We start from the raw sequence: 14,982 nt of genomic DNA, 5'->3' as shown, positions 1-14,982 counted from the left end.
AGTGCAGAACGGCTATCAGCCAGGCTGATCGTCCAAGAACTTCCAGCTATCGGCACCGTCAAAATGGCGCACCGGAATTTTGGTGATCACGTCAAGTTCAGCCATGTTTAGGTTTACAGCCGTTCGCCCTTTGCCGGGGGTCTTGGTGGATTGCCACATGATAGATGTGCCGCAGGTTTTGCATGTGCGGAAATCTAGGTCTTTGTCGCCATGGCTATAGCTGAGTGTGTTGGTATCATTTGCATTGATCGTGATATTGGCCGCGTCCGTATAAATCCATAGTGTGCCCAACCGGCGGCAAATCGAGCAATTGCAGCGCGTTGCCCACTTTGGTTGATCGCGAAATTGATAAGAAACAGCACCACAATGGCATTTTCCTTCAATGGTCATCTAGATGCTTCCTATCGTTTTAAGGCGTGCGCGGGGGTGGATTTCATTTTGGCTCATCACCACGGTTTGTGGACGGAAGCGTTCAACGATAGCACGCACATGGGGCCGGATCGGTGGCGAAGTGATCAACACGGGCAATTCGCCCATTTGGGCCGCACTTTCAAATGCGGTTTGAATTTCTTGAATGAACTCATGCAAGCGAGATGGAGCCATGGCAAGGTGCCGTTCGGCGCCTTCGCCGTGCAATGACTCGGTGAAGTCACGCTCCCAGTCTGGTGAAAGTGTGATTATCGGCAGGGTGCCATCGGGCGCGGCGTTGGCGGCGCATAATTGGCGCGCAAGACGAGAGCGTACATGTTCAGCGATCAGTTTTGCGGAGGTGAGGTTACCTGCAACTTCTGCAATGCCCTCTAATATTGAGGCAAGGTCGCGAATGGAAATGCGCTCGGCGAGGAGGCTCTGCAATACCCGCTGGATGGTTGATACAGAGACCATATTCGGGACCATATCATCAACCAGCTTTTGCTGTTCTGCGGGCAAATTGTTCAAGAGTTCTTGAACATTTGCATAGCTTAGCAGATCAGACACATTGGTTTTGAGTACCTCGGTGAGGTGTGTAGAAATGACCGAAGATGGATCAACAATTGTATAGCCTTTGATCTCTGCTTCATCGCGCAAGCCAGAATCAACCCAAGTAGCTGGCAGGCCAAACGTCGGCTCGATCGTATGTTGACCGGGAAGGTCAATTTGCCCCCCCATTGGGTCCATCACCATATATTGGTCAGGGAACACATTGCCGTGGCCCGCTTCAACTTCTTTGATCCGCACCAGATAGTCATTTGGCTGCAGCTGCATATTATCCAGAATGCGCACAGATGGCATAATGATGCCCATATCGGTGGCCAGCTGGCGACGTAGGGCTTTGATTTGCTCGGTTAAGCGATCATTGCCCTGATCATCTTCTTTCACCAAAGACAAAAGTCCATAACCCAGTTCCAGCTTAAGCTCGTCCATCTTAAGCGAGTCAGTGATTGGAGGATCTTTTGGTGGTGCTTCTTTGGCAATTTTCTTAGCGGCCATTTCTGCCAGATCATTGTCAGCTTTGGCGTTTTTGTCTTTCGAAAATTTGAAAGCTAGGTAACCAGACCCGGCGGCAAGGCCCAGAAAAGGCAAAATCGGCATGCCAGGCAGCATGGCCATGATGGTCATCACTCCGGCAGTCATGCCGAGCGCCCGTGGATAGCCAGAAAACTGAGCTGCAAGCGCCTGATCGGCAGACCCGGTTACACCGGCTTTTGACACCAACAGACCAGCCGCGGTTGACACAACAAGCGCTGGAATTTGTGAAACCAAGCCGTCGCCAACGGTGAGCAGTGTATAGTTGTTGGCCGCGTCGCCAAGTGACATTTGTTGTTGGGCAACACCAATAATGATACCCGCCGCGATGTTGATGAACGTAATCAACAGGCCTGCAATCGCATCACCGCGCACAAATTTGGACGCACCATCCATGGCCCCAAAGAACGAGCTTTCGTCCTCAAGCGTTTTGCGCCGGGTGCGGGCTGTCTCTTCGTCGATCATACCAGCGGATAGATCCGCATCAATGGCCATTTGCTTGCCGGGCATTGCGTCCAAAGTAAAGCGGGCGGCAACCTCGGCGATACGCCCAGAGCCTTTGGTGATAACGATGAAATTCACAATGATCAGGATGGCAAATACGATAATCCCGATAATGAAATTGCCTTGCATGACAAAGTTGCCGAAGGCTTGAATTACATTGCCGGCAGCATCGGTGCCAGCGTGCCCGTTGGCCAAAATCAGCCGTGTGGAAGCCAAATTGAGCGCCAAACGCATCATGGCCGCGATCAGCAGGACCGTGGGGAAGGCGGAAAACTCAAGTGGGGTGCGGATGAACAGAGTGGTCATCAAAATCAACACCGAAAATACAATCGATATCGCCAGCAACATATCCAACACAATTGCCGGCATGGGCATGATTAGAACGAAAAGGATCGATACAACGCCGATGGCCAAAGCGATGTCGCCTTGGCGCAACATATCGAACATGCTTCCCAGAGACGGAAACGCTGATGCAGTTCTTACAGTTTTGGGTCTTGGCGCTTGAGAAGTGTCACTCATTTACCCATTGTTGCCTTTCACGCTGCGCCTGACGAGCGATTTTCACCCGGCGCGGGAATCTGTTCACCGTTATCTGCATATTGGTTCAGTTTGTTGCGCAATGTGCGAATAGAGATGCCCAAAATGTTGGAAGCGTGGGTGCGATTGCCCAAGCAATGGTCCAGCGTATCCAGAATCAATTCTTTTTCAACTTCAGCAACAGTGCGCCCCACCATTGCTCTGGAAATTGTTTCTGCTGCATTGGCAGCTTGAGCGGCTACTGAATTATCTTGGGCATTAGCACTTAAGCCTGAACCGTCAGGTAGACTGATTGCATCCGCATCAATCTCGTCACCTGTGGCCAACAACACGGCGCGGTGGAGGGTGTTTTCCAGTTCGCGTACGTTGCCCGGCCATTGTGCTTTGACCAATTGTTGGCGTGCGTCCTCTGCTAGTGGGCGTTCTGGCACCCCATTGGCCACAGCATATTTTTTGATGAAATGTTCAGCCAAGGCAATAATATCACCCGGGCGTTCGCGAAGGGCGGGAATTTTAAGGTTCACCACGTTGAGGCGGAACAGCAAATCTTCGCGGAAATGGCCCTCTTTAACGCTCTCATCTAAATCGCGGTTGGAGGTGGCAAGAATGCGGATGTCCACCGGCACTGGTTTTGTGCCACCCACCCGATCAATGATGCGCTCTTGGATGGCGCGGAGTAATTTTGCTTGCAGACGGATGTCCATCTCGGAAATCTCGTCCAAAAGCAATGTGCCGCCATTTGCTTCTTCAAACTTGCCAATTCGGCGGGCAACCGCGCCGGTAAAGGCCCCCTTTTCGTGACCAAACAATTCGCTTTCCAGCAGGTTTTCAGGAATAGCGGCGCAGTTGATCGAGATAAAGGGTTTGGATGCACGTTTTGAACGGGCATGAACATATTTGGCAATGACTTCTTTTCCCGAGCCGCTCTCGCCTGTAATCAATATGCTGGCTTCTGAAGGGGCGATTTGATCGGCCAATTTGACCAATTTAGCCATGGATGGATCGCGATAAAGGAAGTCACTTGATTCCCTTGCCACGGCTGAAATAATTGCGGCAATCAACTCAGCGTCTGGGGGGAGTGGGATATATTCTTTTGCGCCAGCGCGAATGGCATTTACCGCTGCCGCTGCATTTGTTTCGGTACCACAAGCCACCACAGGAATGTGAATGCGTTCAGCTTCAAGTGCGGCCAAAAGGCCCGCAATGTCGGCCATCACGTCGGCAAGCAACAAGTCCGCGCCGCGTCCTGCGCGCAAGCTCGCCATCGCCACTTCAATTGTATCGGCATGTGCAACTTTTGCGCCACCATCCATAGCCAGTTTTGTGGCTTGGCTGAGTTGGCCCTCTAGTGCTCCGATAATCATTAAACGCATATTGTTTTCCTTGCTGGCTTAAATGTTCAAGGCTTAGCCAGCCTTAATGATTTCAGTCATGGTGATGCCGAGCTTGTCTTCAACAAGCACAATCTCGCCGCGCGCCACGAGACGAGAGTTCACATAAATATCAATGGCTTCGCCAACTTGCCGGTCAAGCTCAACAACAGAGCCTGCATCCATTTCAAGCAGTTGGGACACCGGCATTTTGGTGCGGCCTAGCACGGCCGAAATACGCACAGGTACATCAAAAACGGCCTCAAGATCGTCAGCCGTTCTTTCGCCGCCGTCTGATGACTTTGGCTTTTCTTGTGCTTCCATTTCTTCTAGGCCGTCCAGCATGGACGCTAGACCGTCGTCCGGGATTACGACAGAAGGGTCATCGGTGTCGCTCATTGGATTTCCTCTGGATGATTTGGTGTTTGGGTTGCGTCGTCAGCTGGTAGGTCATCCAGTGGCGCAACCTTTGGTGTTTTTTGAGAGACGAATTGCATTACCTTTTGGTCGATCTCTTGTGCCAGATTTTCAAAATTTCGGGCAAGTCCGCCATCAGACCATTCGATGCGACAGTCACCCAAGGCAAATTCTGGTTCGCCCATGATGATCAATCGACCATCAAAACCGGCCTGGTGAGCCAATTGTTCAGTAATGGGTTTAATCTGATCTGAAAGCTGATCATTGCAGCGGATCACCAGATGGGCGGTGCTGCCTAACGAGGCGAGGCAATCCTCCAAAAGGGCTGTGATCTCTGGAGTTGGATTGTGTTCAACCAGATGAGCTGCCAATTTGTGGCCAATGGTTGCCGCCAGTTTTGTTGACTGGGCTAAATGATGTTTCTGGGCATTGTCCAATGTTTTGAGAAAATCGGCGGATCGGTTCGCAAGTTGTTCAGTTGCCGCGGCAATTTGACGGTTGGTTTCACTCAAGACGGATTGTTGGCCCTGTTCCAAACCCTCATTGAAACCTTGCTCGCGCGCTTGGGCGATCAGCAGATCAAGATCCTTTTCTTCCATAAGTTTCGTCTTGGCCGATGTTCTGGCTAAGTCGAGATCAAATGTGAATTTGGCGGGTTTGGTCATTAGCCAATCATTTCTTCGTCGGAGCCGTTTTTGGTGATCACAATTTCACCCTTGGCTGCAAGGTCTTTGGCAAGGTTGACCATGGCAGACTGGGCTTCATCCACATCTTTCAAGCGGACAGGACCCATGGCTTCCATATCATCTTGCAACATTTTGGCGGCGCGGGCTGACATGTTTTTCAAGAACAGATCTTTTGTAGAATCTGAAGCGCCTTTGAGACCCAATGTAAGCATTGGTTTTTCGATCGATTGCAACACGGTTTGAATGGCGGTGCCGTCCAAGTTGCCTAGGTCATCGAAGGTGAACATCAGTGATTTAATACGCTCAGCCGCTTCAATGTCGCGTTCTTCCAAATTGGTGAGAAAGCGCGCTTCTGTTTGGCGGTCAAAGGCGTTGAAAATATCCGCCATTTGCTCGTGACTATCACGGCGTCGGGTGTGCGAGAGGGTCGACATAAACTCTTTGCGGAGCGTGTCTTCGATTTTTTCAACAATTTCTTTTTGTACGGGCTCAATTGCCAACATGCGCTGAACAACGTCCATGGCCAGTTCTTCAGGCAGGCTGCCCAACACGCGAGAGGCGTGGTCTGTCGCGAGTTTGGTCAAGACGACCGAAATGGTTTGTGGATATTCGTTTTTGAGAAAACTCGCCAAAATGTCTTCTTGAACGTTTGAGAGTTTTTCCCAAATGTTGCGGCCAGCTGGGCCGCGAATTTCTTCCATGATCATTTCTACCCGGTCTTTGGGCATAAATGAGAGAAGGAGCCGTTCTGTTGAATCTACCGAGCCATTTAGGTCGCCATTGGTGGTGACACCCATAACGAATTGGGCGAAGATTTTGTCGAGCATGTCTTGTGTGACTGCACCCATATTGGACATGGCGCGCGACAGTTGACGGATTTCAATGTCGTCTAACTCTTCAAAAATCGGTTTTCCGTAACCCGGACCGAGCGCCATCAACACCACCGCAGCGCGTTCGTCGCCTTGCAGCTCTCGATCTTTTGCGGCTTCTCCAACTTCTAATTGTTGGCCAATGCCTTCTTTTGCAACTTCATTGGCCATGGTTTACGCCGCCTCCAAAAGCCAGTTACGGATAATCATTGAAGCTTGTTTTGGGTTTTCCTGTACGAGCGTGCCCACCCGTTCAATGGCTTCAATTTGCGCTTTGCCGAGGCTGCGTGCATCGTCAAGCCAAGCTTCTCGCGCTTCCTCTTCGGGAGATTTTGCGGCCAAATCACCTACGGCGTTGCCCTCAGCATCCACAGCCTCTTGCGCGGTCACCAGCATTGGAGCTTCATCGGGTTCAAGAACTTTTTTGACCAATGGGCGCATAACGAAGAACACAAGTGCTAGGCCGATAAGCAAGGTTACGGCCATCTCAACTGCTGCAAACAGGTCATCGCGTGTAAAGTCAAATAGGCCAGCTTCGCTTGGTTCAAAGTTGAGTTCTGGACGTTCAGCGAACTGCATGTTGAGAACTTCAACCTGGTCGCCGCGGGTTTGGTCATAGCCTATGGCTGAGTTCACAAGTGAGCGGATTTGCTCGATTTCCGCGGCGGAGCGTGCGGTATATTCTGCAACGCCATCCGCGTTGGTTACGTAAAGTCCGTCAACAACCACTGCCACTGACAAGCGCTTGACGGCACCCGCTTCGACAACTTCCGTCTGGGTGGTCTTTGAAATCTCATAGTTGATGGTTTCTTCTGTGGTGGCGGATTGTTCTGAGGCACCTGCGCCATCGCCTTGGTTGGCGGTCGCGCCGGGCAACTCATTGGCCACACTCACTTGGCCGCCGTTTGCTGCACCTTGTGAGTTGTTGTTGAGTTCTCGGGTTTGTGCTGAACGCACAACTTGGCCGTTTGGATCAAAGCTTTCAGACGTGCGTGTGAAGCGATTCATATCGAGTTCTGCACTCACCTGTACACGTGCACGGCCTGCGCCGACCACATTAGACAACAATTGCTCAAGTCGCGTACGCAGGCGCGTTTCCATTGCCAATGTGCGCTCCTCACCAATTGCTGTGAGCGCGCTTTCTTGGCCGTCAGAACCTGAAGCGAGCAATTGCCCCGCGCTATCTACAATGGACACCATGTTTGGGGTAAGACTATCGACCGCTGAAGCGACCAAGTGCTGCACTGAGCGAATTTCGCCAGCTGAAAGAACACCACGAACTTCAAGAACGATTGAAGCCGAGGGTTGTTTTGCTTCACGGCGAAACAATTCGCGTTCTGGCAAAACCAAGTGAACGCGGGCAGATTTGACACGGGTGAGGGATGAAATCGTGCGGGCCAATTCGCCTTCAAGGGCGCGCAAGTGATTGAGGTTTTGTACAAAGCTTGTGGCGCCAAGGGTGTTTTGTTGGTCAAAAATTTCGTAACCCACTTGGCCTTTGTTGGGTAAACCGCTTTCAGCCAAGCTCATGCGGATTGTGGTGATCTGGTCACGTGGCACCAAAATGCTTTCGCCGTCACCTTTGATCTCAAATTGCACGCCCATGGTGCGCAGTTCTTTGACGATGGCAGCCGAATCCTCAAATTCAAGTCCAGAATAAACCGGGGCCATTTGCGGAGATGTGACCCTGAAAATCAGAAACCCAAAGAATCCAACCATCAGCACCGCTGTTACGGCCATGGCAGCAACTCGGGCTATGCCCAACCGCGCCAGAAACTCGCCAAATCCGTTCACTCTTCCACCCAACTCAAAATATTGATTCCCAATCGAAAACGCGGGAAACATCCCGCTAGGCAAAAATTACCTAGGAGGTGGTAAACATAGTGTTAATCTTTGATGCAAAAGGGGCGTTTTGTGGGGAAAAATGTGCCGATCACGAAAAAGCCCGCGATAAACGCGGGCTATTTAACTCATACTGCAAAAGTGATTTGGGTTCAGCGACTTAATGGTCGCGGTAATGTTGAACCCATGTGGTGCGCAGGCCTGCTAGGCCATGCTTGTCGATGGCCGCTTGCCAGTTAAGGAACTCATCGACGCTTAACGTGTACCGGGTGCAGGCCTCTTCAAGGCTCAACAATCCTCCACGAACTGCGGCAACAACCTCAGCCTTGCGGCGGATTACCCATCTTCTGGTGTTTGTTGGTGGCAGATCAGCAATCGTTAGAGGGCTGCCATCTGGACCAATTACATATTTTACTCGTGGACGCATCTGTGCGGTCATTCTACTCACTACTCAAAAACCTGACCAATTATGTTTATAACCTAGCGTACCAGCCTTAAAATTTGACTAAGCCAATGGTTAGAATTGGTTAAGGGTGTTTGTTAAAGAATTAAGGAGAGTGAGGTGGGGAGCGCATTTTGCGCGTCATTTGATCGTTGAAATCGCCATGGCCTGCTCAATAAGGGGAAAGACATGTGCGTGTGTGCTTTGGGCGACATTGATGCGCATAAACTCGGGTGCGGATTGAGATAGGCTAAAGGCGTTTCCGGGCGCGAGCACAATGCCAAGTTTCATGCCAGCGTCGGCAACTTTTGCCGCATCCAACCCATTTGGCAATTTGCACCACAAGAACATCCCAGCTTCAGGTTCGATCCATGGGACCAACCCGATTCTTTTAAGGTTTGCGCTAACGACTGTTCTTGCATCTGCCAGTTTTCCCCGCACACGATTCATGTGTTTTCGGTATGAGCCATCCATAAGCACAGAATGGACCAGTTGGGCCGATAGGTTTGCGCCGCCAAATGATGTTGCAAGTTTTAGGTCCACAAGCTCCTCAATCCAGTCAGAACGCGCTGCGATATATCCACATCGAATAGAAGCGGTTAGGGTTTTGGAAAAGCTGCCTATGTGCAAAACACGGTCCAGACCATCAAACGCGGCAAGACGTGTTGCCGGCTCTAACTCGAAATCAGCGAAAATGTCGTCTTCAACGATCAAGAGATTGTGTTGATCCGCTATTTTGAGAAGGCGATGGGCCACGTGTGGTGCAAGTGTTGCCCCGGTTGGGTTGTGCAGCGCTGAATTGGTAATGTAGAGCCGAGGTGCGTGTGTTGAAAGGATCTTTTCAAACTGCTCTAGGTCCGGTCCTGATGGGGTATAGGGCACGCTGACAATGTTTGCGCGATGCACACGCAACAATGAATGAAAGTTGAAATAGCATGGGTCGTCGACCAGTACCACGTCGCCCGGATTGATCAGAAAGCGACAAATCAGATCTAGGGCTTGTGTGCCAGATTCAGTGATGATGATTTGTTGTGCCGATGCTTGAATGTCAGAGTTGCTCAATCGTCGCGCCAGGTAATCGCGCAAAGCGGGCAATCCTTTTGGGGGCGCATATTCAGTTAAGTCTGCATGGTTTGCGCGCGCCAAGTTGCGTAGGGATTTTTTGATCTCATCTTCGGGCATCCAGTGTGAAGGTAGCCACCCGCAGCCCGGCTTAAATTTTGCATCTTGGGGTTCAAGCGCATGTCTTGTTAGCCATAGTGGGTCGATGTCGCGATCAAGCTTTGGCCCCGCATCTGCAACTGAAAATGGATGCGCCTGTGCTGAGGCATAGAATCCAGATCCTGGTTTTGAAAATATTACACCCTGCGCCACCAGCCGATCATAGGCGTCAACCACGGTGGATTTGGACACTTGCATTTTATTCGCCATATCTCGAACGGATGGCAACTTGCTCCCCGATAAGGCTTTGCGACTGGAAATGCGTTTATGGATTTCTTGCATTACCTTTTCAACCAAAGGGATTGAAGCGGTGTGGTTCTGGGGCATCTGTTCTGCCTTTGTGATCAATACACTTTACTCAAACTGTACTGAACTGTGGCTGGCGAAGCAATGGGGAAGTTGGGCAAAATGGATCGCATAGGAGTAGGTTATGCGATTTTGGGAAAATGGATTTGTTCTTGGTTTGCTTGGGGTGATGATTTTTAGTGGGTCTCTGCCTGCAACACGTATTGCTGTTGGGGCGTTTGACCCGGTTTTTCTCACCTTGGTGCGCGCCACTATTGCGGGCTTGCTTGGAGTGGGCTTGTTATTGGGATTAGGTGCCTCTCGTCCATTGAGGAAGGACTACTTAAATCTAGCAATAGTGGCTGTTGGCGTTGTCGTTGGTTTTCCGCTGCTCACAGCCTTGGCATTGCAGCACATCAATTCGGCTCGATCCATTGTGTTCATCGGGCTGCTGCCACTTTCAACGGCAATTTTTGGTGTGGTTTTGGGGGGCGAAAAGCCTCAACCCGCTTTTTGGCTCTTCTCCATATTGGGAAGTGTGTTGGTGGCTGGATTTGCGCTGTCGCAAGGCGGAAGTGGTTCTTGGTACGGGGATTTGTTGATGGTGGCTGCCATAATTGTATGTGGTTTAGGCTATGCGCAAGGCGCAAAGTTGTCTCGCCGATTGGGCGGCTGGCAAGTTATTTCTTGGTCCTTGGTCATCTCTTTGCCTGTTATGGCGCCACTCGCTGTTTGGACAATGCCCACATCAGTTGCTCATGTGCAGCTGGATGAATGGACCGCACTTGCCTATGTGTCGGTTTTTAGCATGCTAATTGGATTTGTTTTCTGGTATCGGGGATTGGCGTTGGGCGGGGTAACAGCGATCAGCCAGTTGCAATTGCTTCAACCGTTTATGGGGTTGATGTTGGCCGCAACGATTATGCAAGAGCAGGTACACTGGCAAATGATTGCTGTCAGTGTGCTCGTGGTCGCCTGTGTGGCAGGTGCGCGACGGTTTAGTGGTAAATCAGTGTGAAATCGAGACTTGGCTATTGGTCTAACTGGCCAGACCAACCTTGGCGACTGACGACAGTTTGACTTTGTTGCCGTTGATTACAAGAATTGGTTCCGATCCTGCAAAGTCGACAGTTTCAACAATTCCTTTGGTCATTGTGTAATTGTCGATGATCTTACCATCGGCGTTTTTAGCTTCAATATCGATGCTATATCGCCCTTCGGGCAACGATGCACCGTCCGGTCCCTTGCCGTCCCAGGTGTAGGTGTGTTCACCTTGGGTCATAGCCACGTCGTCTGTATAAACAATTGCGCCAGCTGAGTTTTTGATGGTCACTTTGCTCTCTGGCGCGTCAGACGTTAGACCGTAAGTCCACTCAGCCTTGCCGTCCTTAAGGTCTGCGCTGTCACCAAAAGCAGTGACGGCTTTTCCGATATAGGAAACTGCCTGAGAGGCAAAGGCACCTTCATTTGCTTTAATCAGCGCTTCCAAATACTCGTTGGTTTTTAGCTGTTGTTCAACACCTGTAAACTCCACCATTTGCGAAGTGAACTGATTGGTGTCCATCGGGTCGAGCGGGTTTTGGTTTTTGAGTTGGGTGGTTAGGATGCTCAGAAACGTGTTGAAGTTACCCGCAATGGTTTTGCGAGAGCTTGCGAGTTCAGACTTTGTGGCGCCAATGCCACTCGATGGTGCGAGTTCCATTTTAAGCTCCTAAACCCATAAATTGAGGCCGCCAGGGCCAGTTGTTCCGCGATAAATAGTGGTTTCGCTTAGTCGAGTTTGTTCTTCAATTGAAGCATCAAGTGCGGCGGATTTTGACGTGTTTTGCTCACGTCCTTGATTTTGGAAGTTTTGGCCCGCGCTCTGCCCATCTTGCTTGAGTGAGAATTGTAAGTTTGCACGCTCAGCATTTAGCCCTGCCTGCTGCAATGCGCGCTCAAGCACACGGGCGTCGCGTTGCAGGAGATCTAGTGTCTCTGCGCGTTCAACGACCATTCGGGCTGTAACATTATTGCCGTCAACTTCCATGCGCACGTCAATTCGCCCCATCTCAGGTGGGTCCAATCGAACTTCAAATCGCTGCATGCCAGCGCGGAATTGGCGGACTATTTCAAATGCAACGCCCGGTATGTTGACTTGGCGTCCAGCTGTTTGACTTTTCGCTGCATCGATTAGATTGGTTTGCTGCTGGAAAGTGTCAATCTTATGTTGTGCCAACAGCTTCTCGGTGCCGGTTTCAACGGCGTCTAACTCTGTGGGCAATGGCGCTGTCGCTGCCGCAGCAAGTGCTTGCCGGTTTGCTTCAGGATAAGCGTTGTTGGCCTGCAGATTTGCTTCGCGCGTTGCCTGAGCAAAAGTCATGCGGGGTAGTTGCGCGTCTGTACCTTCATCATTGGCAAGTGCGTCAGAAAATGTAGCAGTTGAGGGGGCGTTCTGCAGTTTTTTCGCTTCTGTATTTTGCTGTTGTCCAAGCGTGGCCAATTGGGCCAACACGTCGGGCTCAGCCCCGTCTTGGCTGTTCGTTGGCACTGGTGTGGTCGACTGGGTGCCGGCGGTAACTTGTTGAAGCGTTGTTTGATCACCTGTGGGCAGTGTTGTTGATTGTTGAGGTGTTGGTAGCGGTGCACCTGAGATGGCTTGCTTTTGTGCAGTCAAGCCATTTTGTGTAAGGGGGGTAACGTTCAGATTTGCTGTCTGGGTTTTAGGCGTGGATCCGTCGACTGTGCCAAGTTTGATAGCCGGTGTGCTAGCTTGTTGTCTTTCCGGCGCTGGCTCACGGAGCTCATCAGCTTGACCGGCCGCAAATATTGTTTTCTGTTCGTTTGATGTTTGCGCCTCAAGAATGGAATTTCCAAATGATAGTTGGCCCCTGAATTGTGCCGACAATGCGGGCAGCTTTTGTGCCAATTGATTAAGCCGATCCACCATTTGATGAATGCTTAGAGCCGACTTTTCACCAGTTCCGTCTTGGCCTGGGTTCGGTGCTGCGCCCGTCATCTGGCTTAAAAGTTTGTCTAGCCTTTCCATCAGATTGCCAACTTTGGCAAAATCGCTGAGGCCTTCTTTGTTCGCATCATTGCCCGCTTTTTGCAGCTGAGACAATTGTGCAGCAAACGAGCCTATGGGACCCTTGATGGACAATTCTGGGCGGTTCGGATGTGCGTTGATGCTTTGTACAAGTTTGCCCAGAGCCGCTTGTGCTTGATTTAGCTGCTCGGTTGTCGGGATCTGCAGTTTGTCAAATGCGTTTGCCAGCGGTACCAAGGCTTCGGCCATTCCGGCCAAAGCATCGATAATGTCCTGACTTTCTGGGGACACTCCATCAACGTTCAATTCTTTGATGTTGAGCGTGGTTGGACTGTTGGCGTTGCCACCAACAAGTGCGGCCAAGAGCGCTTCAAAGCCTGTTCCGCCTTCGCCGGGCTGGCCAGGTTTTGCACCATTGGTACTGGTCGTTATTTCGCCTGCCAGATCAAAGCCTGGAAAACTCGCCGTTGCTGATAAACCAAATTGCACGTTTTTTTACCCACTCATCGAAACTTGTGACATGTGTCCACCCACATTTATGCAAGTAGCGGGCCAGTTTTTGGCTTTTGAGATATGTCAGTAAATTCAGTTGGTTGGTCAGTTTTGCATTTATCTTTGCTTGAGAAATTGTGTTGGGAAGGGCAAGTTTTGCGTGGCAGGGGGCAGAAAATGCCGATGTTAGTAATCTCAAGAATAGCAAAAACCGTTGTTTTTCGTCGCCAAAGTTGGTAAATCGCCCCATCCGTTGGCCCTTAACCCCAATTTGGATGGAGAAAAAAATGAATTCGCTTGGAATAAACAAGCGCCCCGAGGACACCCGCGTTGTGGTGGCGATGTCTGGTGGCGTGGACAGTTCTGTTGTGGCAGGACTTATGGCGCAAGAGGGATATGAGACCCTTGGCGTAACCCTCCAACTTTATGATCATGGCGAAGCCATGCACCGCAAAGGTGCGTGTTGCGCGGGTCAAGATATTCATGACGCCCGCCGGGTGGCGGCAGCTATTGGTATTCCCCATTATGTGCTCGATTACGAAAGCCGGTTCCGTGAGGCGGTGATTGATGATTTTGCAAACAGTTATGTGCGTGGTGAAACTCCAATCCCTTGCGTGAAGTGCAATCAAACTGTGAAGTTTGTCGATCTTATGCGTGTTTCGAAAGAGCTTGGCGCTGATGTTTTGGTGACGGGTCACTATATTCAATCGCTTGAAAAGGATGGCCGCTGGGGCATGTTCCGCCCAAACGATCACGCGCGCGATCAAAGCTATTTTCTGTTTGCCACAGATCAAGAGCAGTTGGATTATTTGCGCTTTCCATTGGGTGGCATGACCAAGGATGCGGTGCGTGATATTGCCCGGGATATGGGTTTGGTGGTCGCCGAGAAAAGCGATAGCCAAGACATTTGTTTTGTGCCAAACGGCAATTATGCGCAAATCATCGCCAAACTTCGGCCCGATGCAATGGAGGGCGGCGAAATCGTGCATTTGGATGGCCGGGTTTTGGGCGAGCATAAGGGCATCATCCATTATACGATTGGACAACGAAAAGGCCTGGGCATTTCTGCGCCCGACCCTTTGTATGTGGTCAAATTGGATCCAGACACGAAACAAGTCATAGTGGGTCCATATGAAGCTTTGGCCACCCGGTCGGTGCGGTTGAAGCAAGTGAATTGGCTTGGCGCAAAGTCTCTCGCAGATATTGAACGCGACGGCCCGATTGAAATTGAAGCGAAGGTTCGCTCAACTCGCCCACCACAGCCTGCACGCTTGAGCGTTGTGGATGGCATTGTTGAGGTGGAATTAGTGGGCGGAGAGCATGGCGTTTCGCCGGGGCAGGCTTGTGTGTTTTACGCAGATGACAGTCCCAATACCGAAGTTCTAGGTGGCGGTTGGATTTCAGAAGCGGTGAGCGCCAAGGCCGCTTAGCGTTTGTCACCCCACCCTAAATCCCTCCCCACCAGGGGGAGGGAGATTGGGCGGTTTTTTCACGCCGCCGTCATGCGCTGCGCTCATTACCCCGGCACCCCCGCCTGTTGGTGCCCCATTGTGCAATGCATTTTCCATGCTCGCGCCGCTCCGGCCTACGCAGGGATGACCCTGGTGGGGAGGGATTAAGGGTGGGGGGATGGCTTTATCACTATGGCTTTTCGTTATCCCAAACACCAACACCTTCGCCATGTTTCCATGCGAAGGGATAATATTTGCGACGCGCGAGACAGTGAATGGCTCTGTTAAGCGCTAGAAGAATATGTGTAGAGACAATTCAATGTCTCGCGCCA

The 14,982-nt window shown here is 51.0% G+C and carries 13 protein-coding genes; 2 read left to right on the top strand and 11 right to left on the bottom strand.

Features of this window, described 5'->3' with window-relative positions; all coding sequences use genetic code 11:
* Window positions 1-15 precede the first annotated feature (15 nt).
* The 9 genes from O4H47_RS14775 to O4H47_RS14735 all read right to left on the bottom strand — a co-directional run bounded on the left by O4H47_RS14775 (window position 16) and on the right by O4H47_RS14735 (window position 9,721).
* Window positions 16-390, bottom strand: a complete 375-nt coding sequence (locus O4H47_RS14775; protein WP_269394783.1) for a GFA family protein — start codon at window positions 388-390, stop codon at window positions 16-18.
* A complete protein-coding gene (gene flhA, locus O4H47_RS14770; RefSeq protein ID WP_269394782.1) occupies window positions 391-2,529 on the bottom strand; it encodes a flagellar biosynthesis protein FlhA in 2,139 nt (712 codons plus the stop codon). It abuts the gene before it with no gap.
* A 17-nt stretch (window positions 2,530-2,546) separates the two neighbouring features.
* Window positions 2,547-3,920, bottom strand: a complete 1,374-nt coding sequence (locus O4H47_RS14765) for a sigma-54-dependent transcriptional regulator (RefSeq protein WP_269394781.1) — start codon at window positions 3,918-3,920, stop codon at window positions 2,547-2,549.
* A 33-nt stretch (window positions 3,921-3,953) separates the two neighbouring features.
* Window positions 3,954-4,241: a flagellar motor switch protein FliN gene (gene fliN, locus O4H47_RS14760; RefSeq protein WP_269394980.1), complete on the bottom strand. Its 288-nt coding sequence runs from the start codon at window positions 4,239-4,241 to the stop codon at window positions 3,954-3,956.
* Between the two features lie 71 nt (window positions 4,242-4,312).
* Window positions 4,313-4,999 carry a FliH/SctL family protein gene (locus tag O4H47_RS14755; RefSeq protein WP_269394780.1) on the bottom strand — a complete coding sequence of 229 codons (687 nt, stop codon included), beginning with the start codon at window positions 4,997-4,999 and terminating at the stop codon, window positions 4,313-4,315.
* Window positions 4,999-6,060 (bottom strand): flagellar motor switch protein FliG, encoded by a 1,062-nt coding sequence (fliG, locus tag O4H47_RS14750; RefSeq protein ID WP_269394779.1) that lies wholly within the window; start codon window positions 6,058-6,060, stop codon window positions 4,999-5,001. Before fliG ends, O4H47_RS14755 begins: the two co-directional genes overlap by 1 nt.
* A 3-nt stretch (window positions 6,061-6,063) precedes the next feature.
* Window positions 6,064-7,683 (bottom strand): flagellar basal-body MS-ring/collar protein FliF, encoded by a 1,620-nt coding sequence (gene fliF, locus O4H47_RS14745; RefSeq protein ID WP_269394778.1) that lies wholly within the window; start codon window positions 7,681-7,683, stop codon window positions 6,064-6,066.
* Window positions 7,684-7,891: 208 nt separating this feature from the next.
* Entirely contained in the window at window positions 7,892-8,170 is a 279-nt protein-coding gene (locus O4H47_RS14740) for a DUF1153 domain-containing protein (protein ID WP_269394777.1), read from the bottom strand.
* Window positions 8,171-8,314: 144 nt separating this feature from the next.
* Window positions 8,315-9,721: a PLP-dependent aminotransferase family protein gene (locus O4H47_RS14735; RefSeq protein ID WP_269394776.1), complete on the bottom strand. Its 1,407-nt coding sequence runs from the start codon at window positions 9,719-9,721 to the stop codon at window positions 8,315-8,317.
* Between the two features lie 103 nt (window positions 9,722-9,824).
* Here O4H47_RS14735 and O4H47_RS14730 point away from each other — a divergent pair, with 103 nt between their 5' ends.
* On the top strand, window positions 9,825-10,697 hold the full coding sequence (locus O4H47_RS14730; protein WP_269394775.1) for a DMT family transporter: 873 nt from the start codon (window positions 9,825-9,827) through the stop codon (window positions 10,695-10,697).
* Window positions 10,698-10,718: 21 nt separating this feature from the next.
* Here the strand turns inward: O4H47_RS14730 and O4H47_RS14725 are convergent, their stop codons facing one another.
* Window positions 10,719-11,381: a flagellar hook assembly protein FlgD gene (locus tag O4H47_RS14725; protein WP_269394774.1), complete on the bottom strand. Its 663-nt coding sequence runs from the start codon at window positions 11,379-11,381 to the stop codon at window positions 10,719-10,721.
* A 9-nt stretch (window positions 11,382-11,390) separates the two neighbouring features.
* Window positions 11,391-13,196 carry a flagellar hook-length control protein FliK gene (locus tag O4H47_RS14720; protein WP_269394773.1) on the bottom strand — a complete coding sequence of 602 codons (1,806 nt, stop codon included), beginning with the start codon at window positions 13,194-13,196 and terminating at the stop codon, window positions 11,391-11,393.
* A 290-nt stretch (window positions 13,197-13,486) separates the two neighbouring features.
* On the opposite strand from O4H47_RS14720, the gene mnmA reads away from it, so the two are divergent.
* Complete coding sequence (mnmA, locus tag O4H47_RS14715; protein WP_269394772.1) at window positions 13,487-14,629, top strand: tRNA 2-thiouridine(34) synthase MnmA; 1,143 nt, start codon at window positions 13,487-13,489, stop codon at window positions 14,627-14,629.
* Window positions 14,630-14,982: the final 353 nt, after the last annotated feature.

The organism is Maritalea porphyrae, assembly GCF_027213965.1.
Lineage (GTDB): Bacteria > Pseudomonadota > Alphaproteobacteria > Rhizobiales > Devosiaceae > Maritalea > Maritalea porphyrae_A.
This window is presented reverse-complemented; position numbering and strand designations above follow the sequence as displayed.

What these genes read in the sequence shown, in the direction of transcription:
- flhA (WP_269394782.1), bottom strand. Translation starts at nt 2,529, where the DNA reads ATGAGTGACACTTCTCAAGCGCCAAGACCCAAAACTGTAAGAACTGCA.
- O4H47_RS14735 (WP_269394776.1), bottom strand. Translation starts at nt 9,721, where the DNA reads ATGCCCCAGAACCACACCGCTTCAATCCCTTTGGTTGAAAAGGTAATG.
- O4H47_RS14730 (WP_269394775.1), top strand. Translation starts at nt 9,825, where the DNA reads ATGCGATTTTGGGAAAATGGATTTGTTCTTGGTTTGCTTGGGGTGATG.
- O4H47_RS14765 (WP_269394781.1), bottom strand. Translation starts at nt 3,920, where the DNA reads ATGCGTTTAATGATTATCGGAGCACTAGAGGGCCAACTCAGCCAAGCC.
- fliG (WP_269394779.1), bottom strand. Translation starts at nt 6,060, where the DNA reads ATGGCCAATGAAGTTGCAAAAGAAGGCATTGGCCAACAATTAGAAGTT.
- O4H47_RS14775 (WP_269394783.1), bottom strand. Translation starts at nt 390, where the DNA reads ATGACCATTGAAGGAAAATGCCATTGTGGTGCTGTTTCTTATCAATTT.
- O4H47_RS14740 (WP_269394777.1), bottom strand. Translation starts at nt 8,170, where the DNA reads ATGACCGCACAGATGCGTCCACGAGTAAAATATGTAATTGGTCCAGAT.
- fliN (WP_269394980.1), bottom strand. Translation starts at nt 4,241, where the DNA reads ATGGAAGCACAAGAAAAGCCAAAGTCATCAGACGGCGGCGAAAGAACG.
- O4H47_RS14755 (WP_269394780.1), bottom strand. Translation starts at nt 4,999, where the DNA reads ATGACCAAACCCGCCAAATTCACATTTGATCTCGACTTAGCCAGAACA.
- mnmA (WP_269394772.1), top strand. Translation starts at nt 13,487, where the DNA reads ATGAATTCGCTTGGAATAAACAAGCGCCCCGAGGACACCCGCGTTGTG.
- O4H47_RS14725 (WP_269394774.1), bottom strand. Translation starts at nt 11,381, where the DNA reads ATGGAACTCGCACCATCGAGTGGCATTGGCGCCACAAAGTCTGAACTC.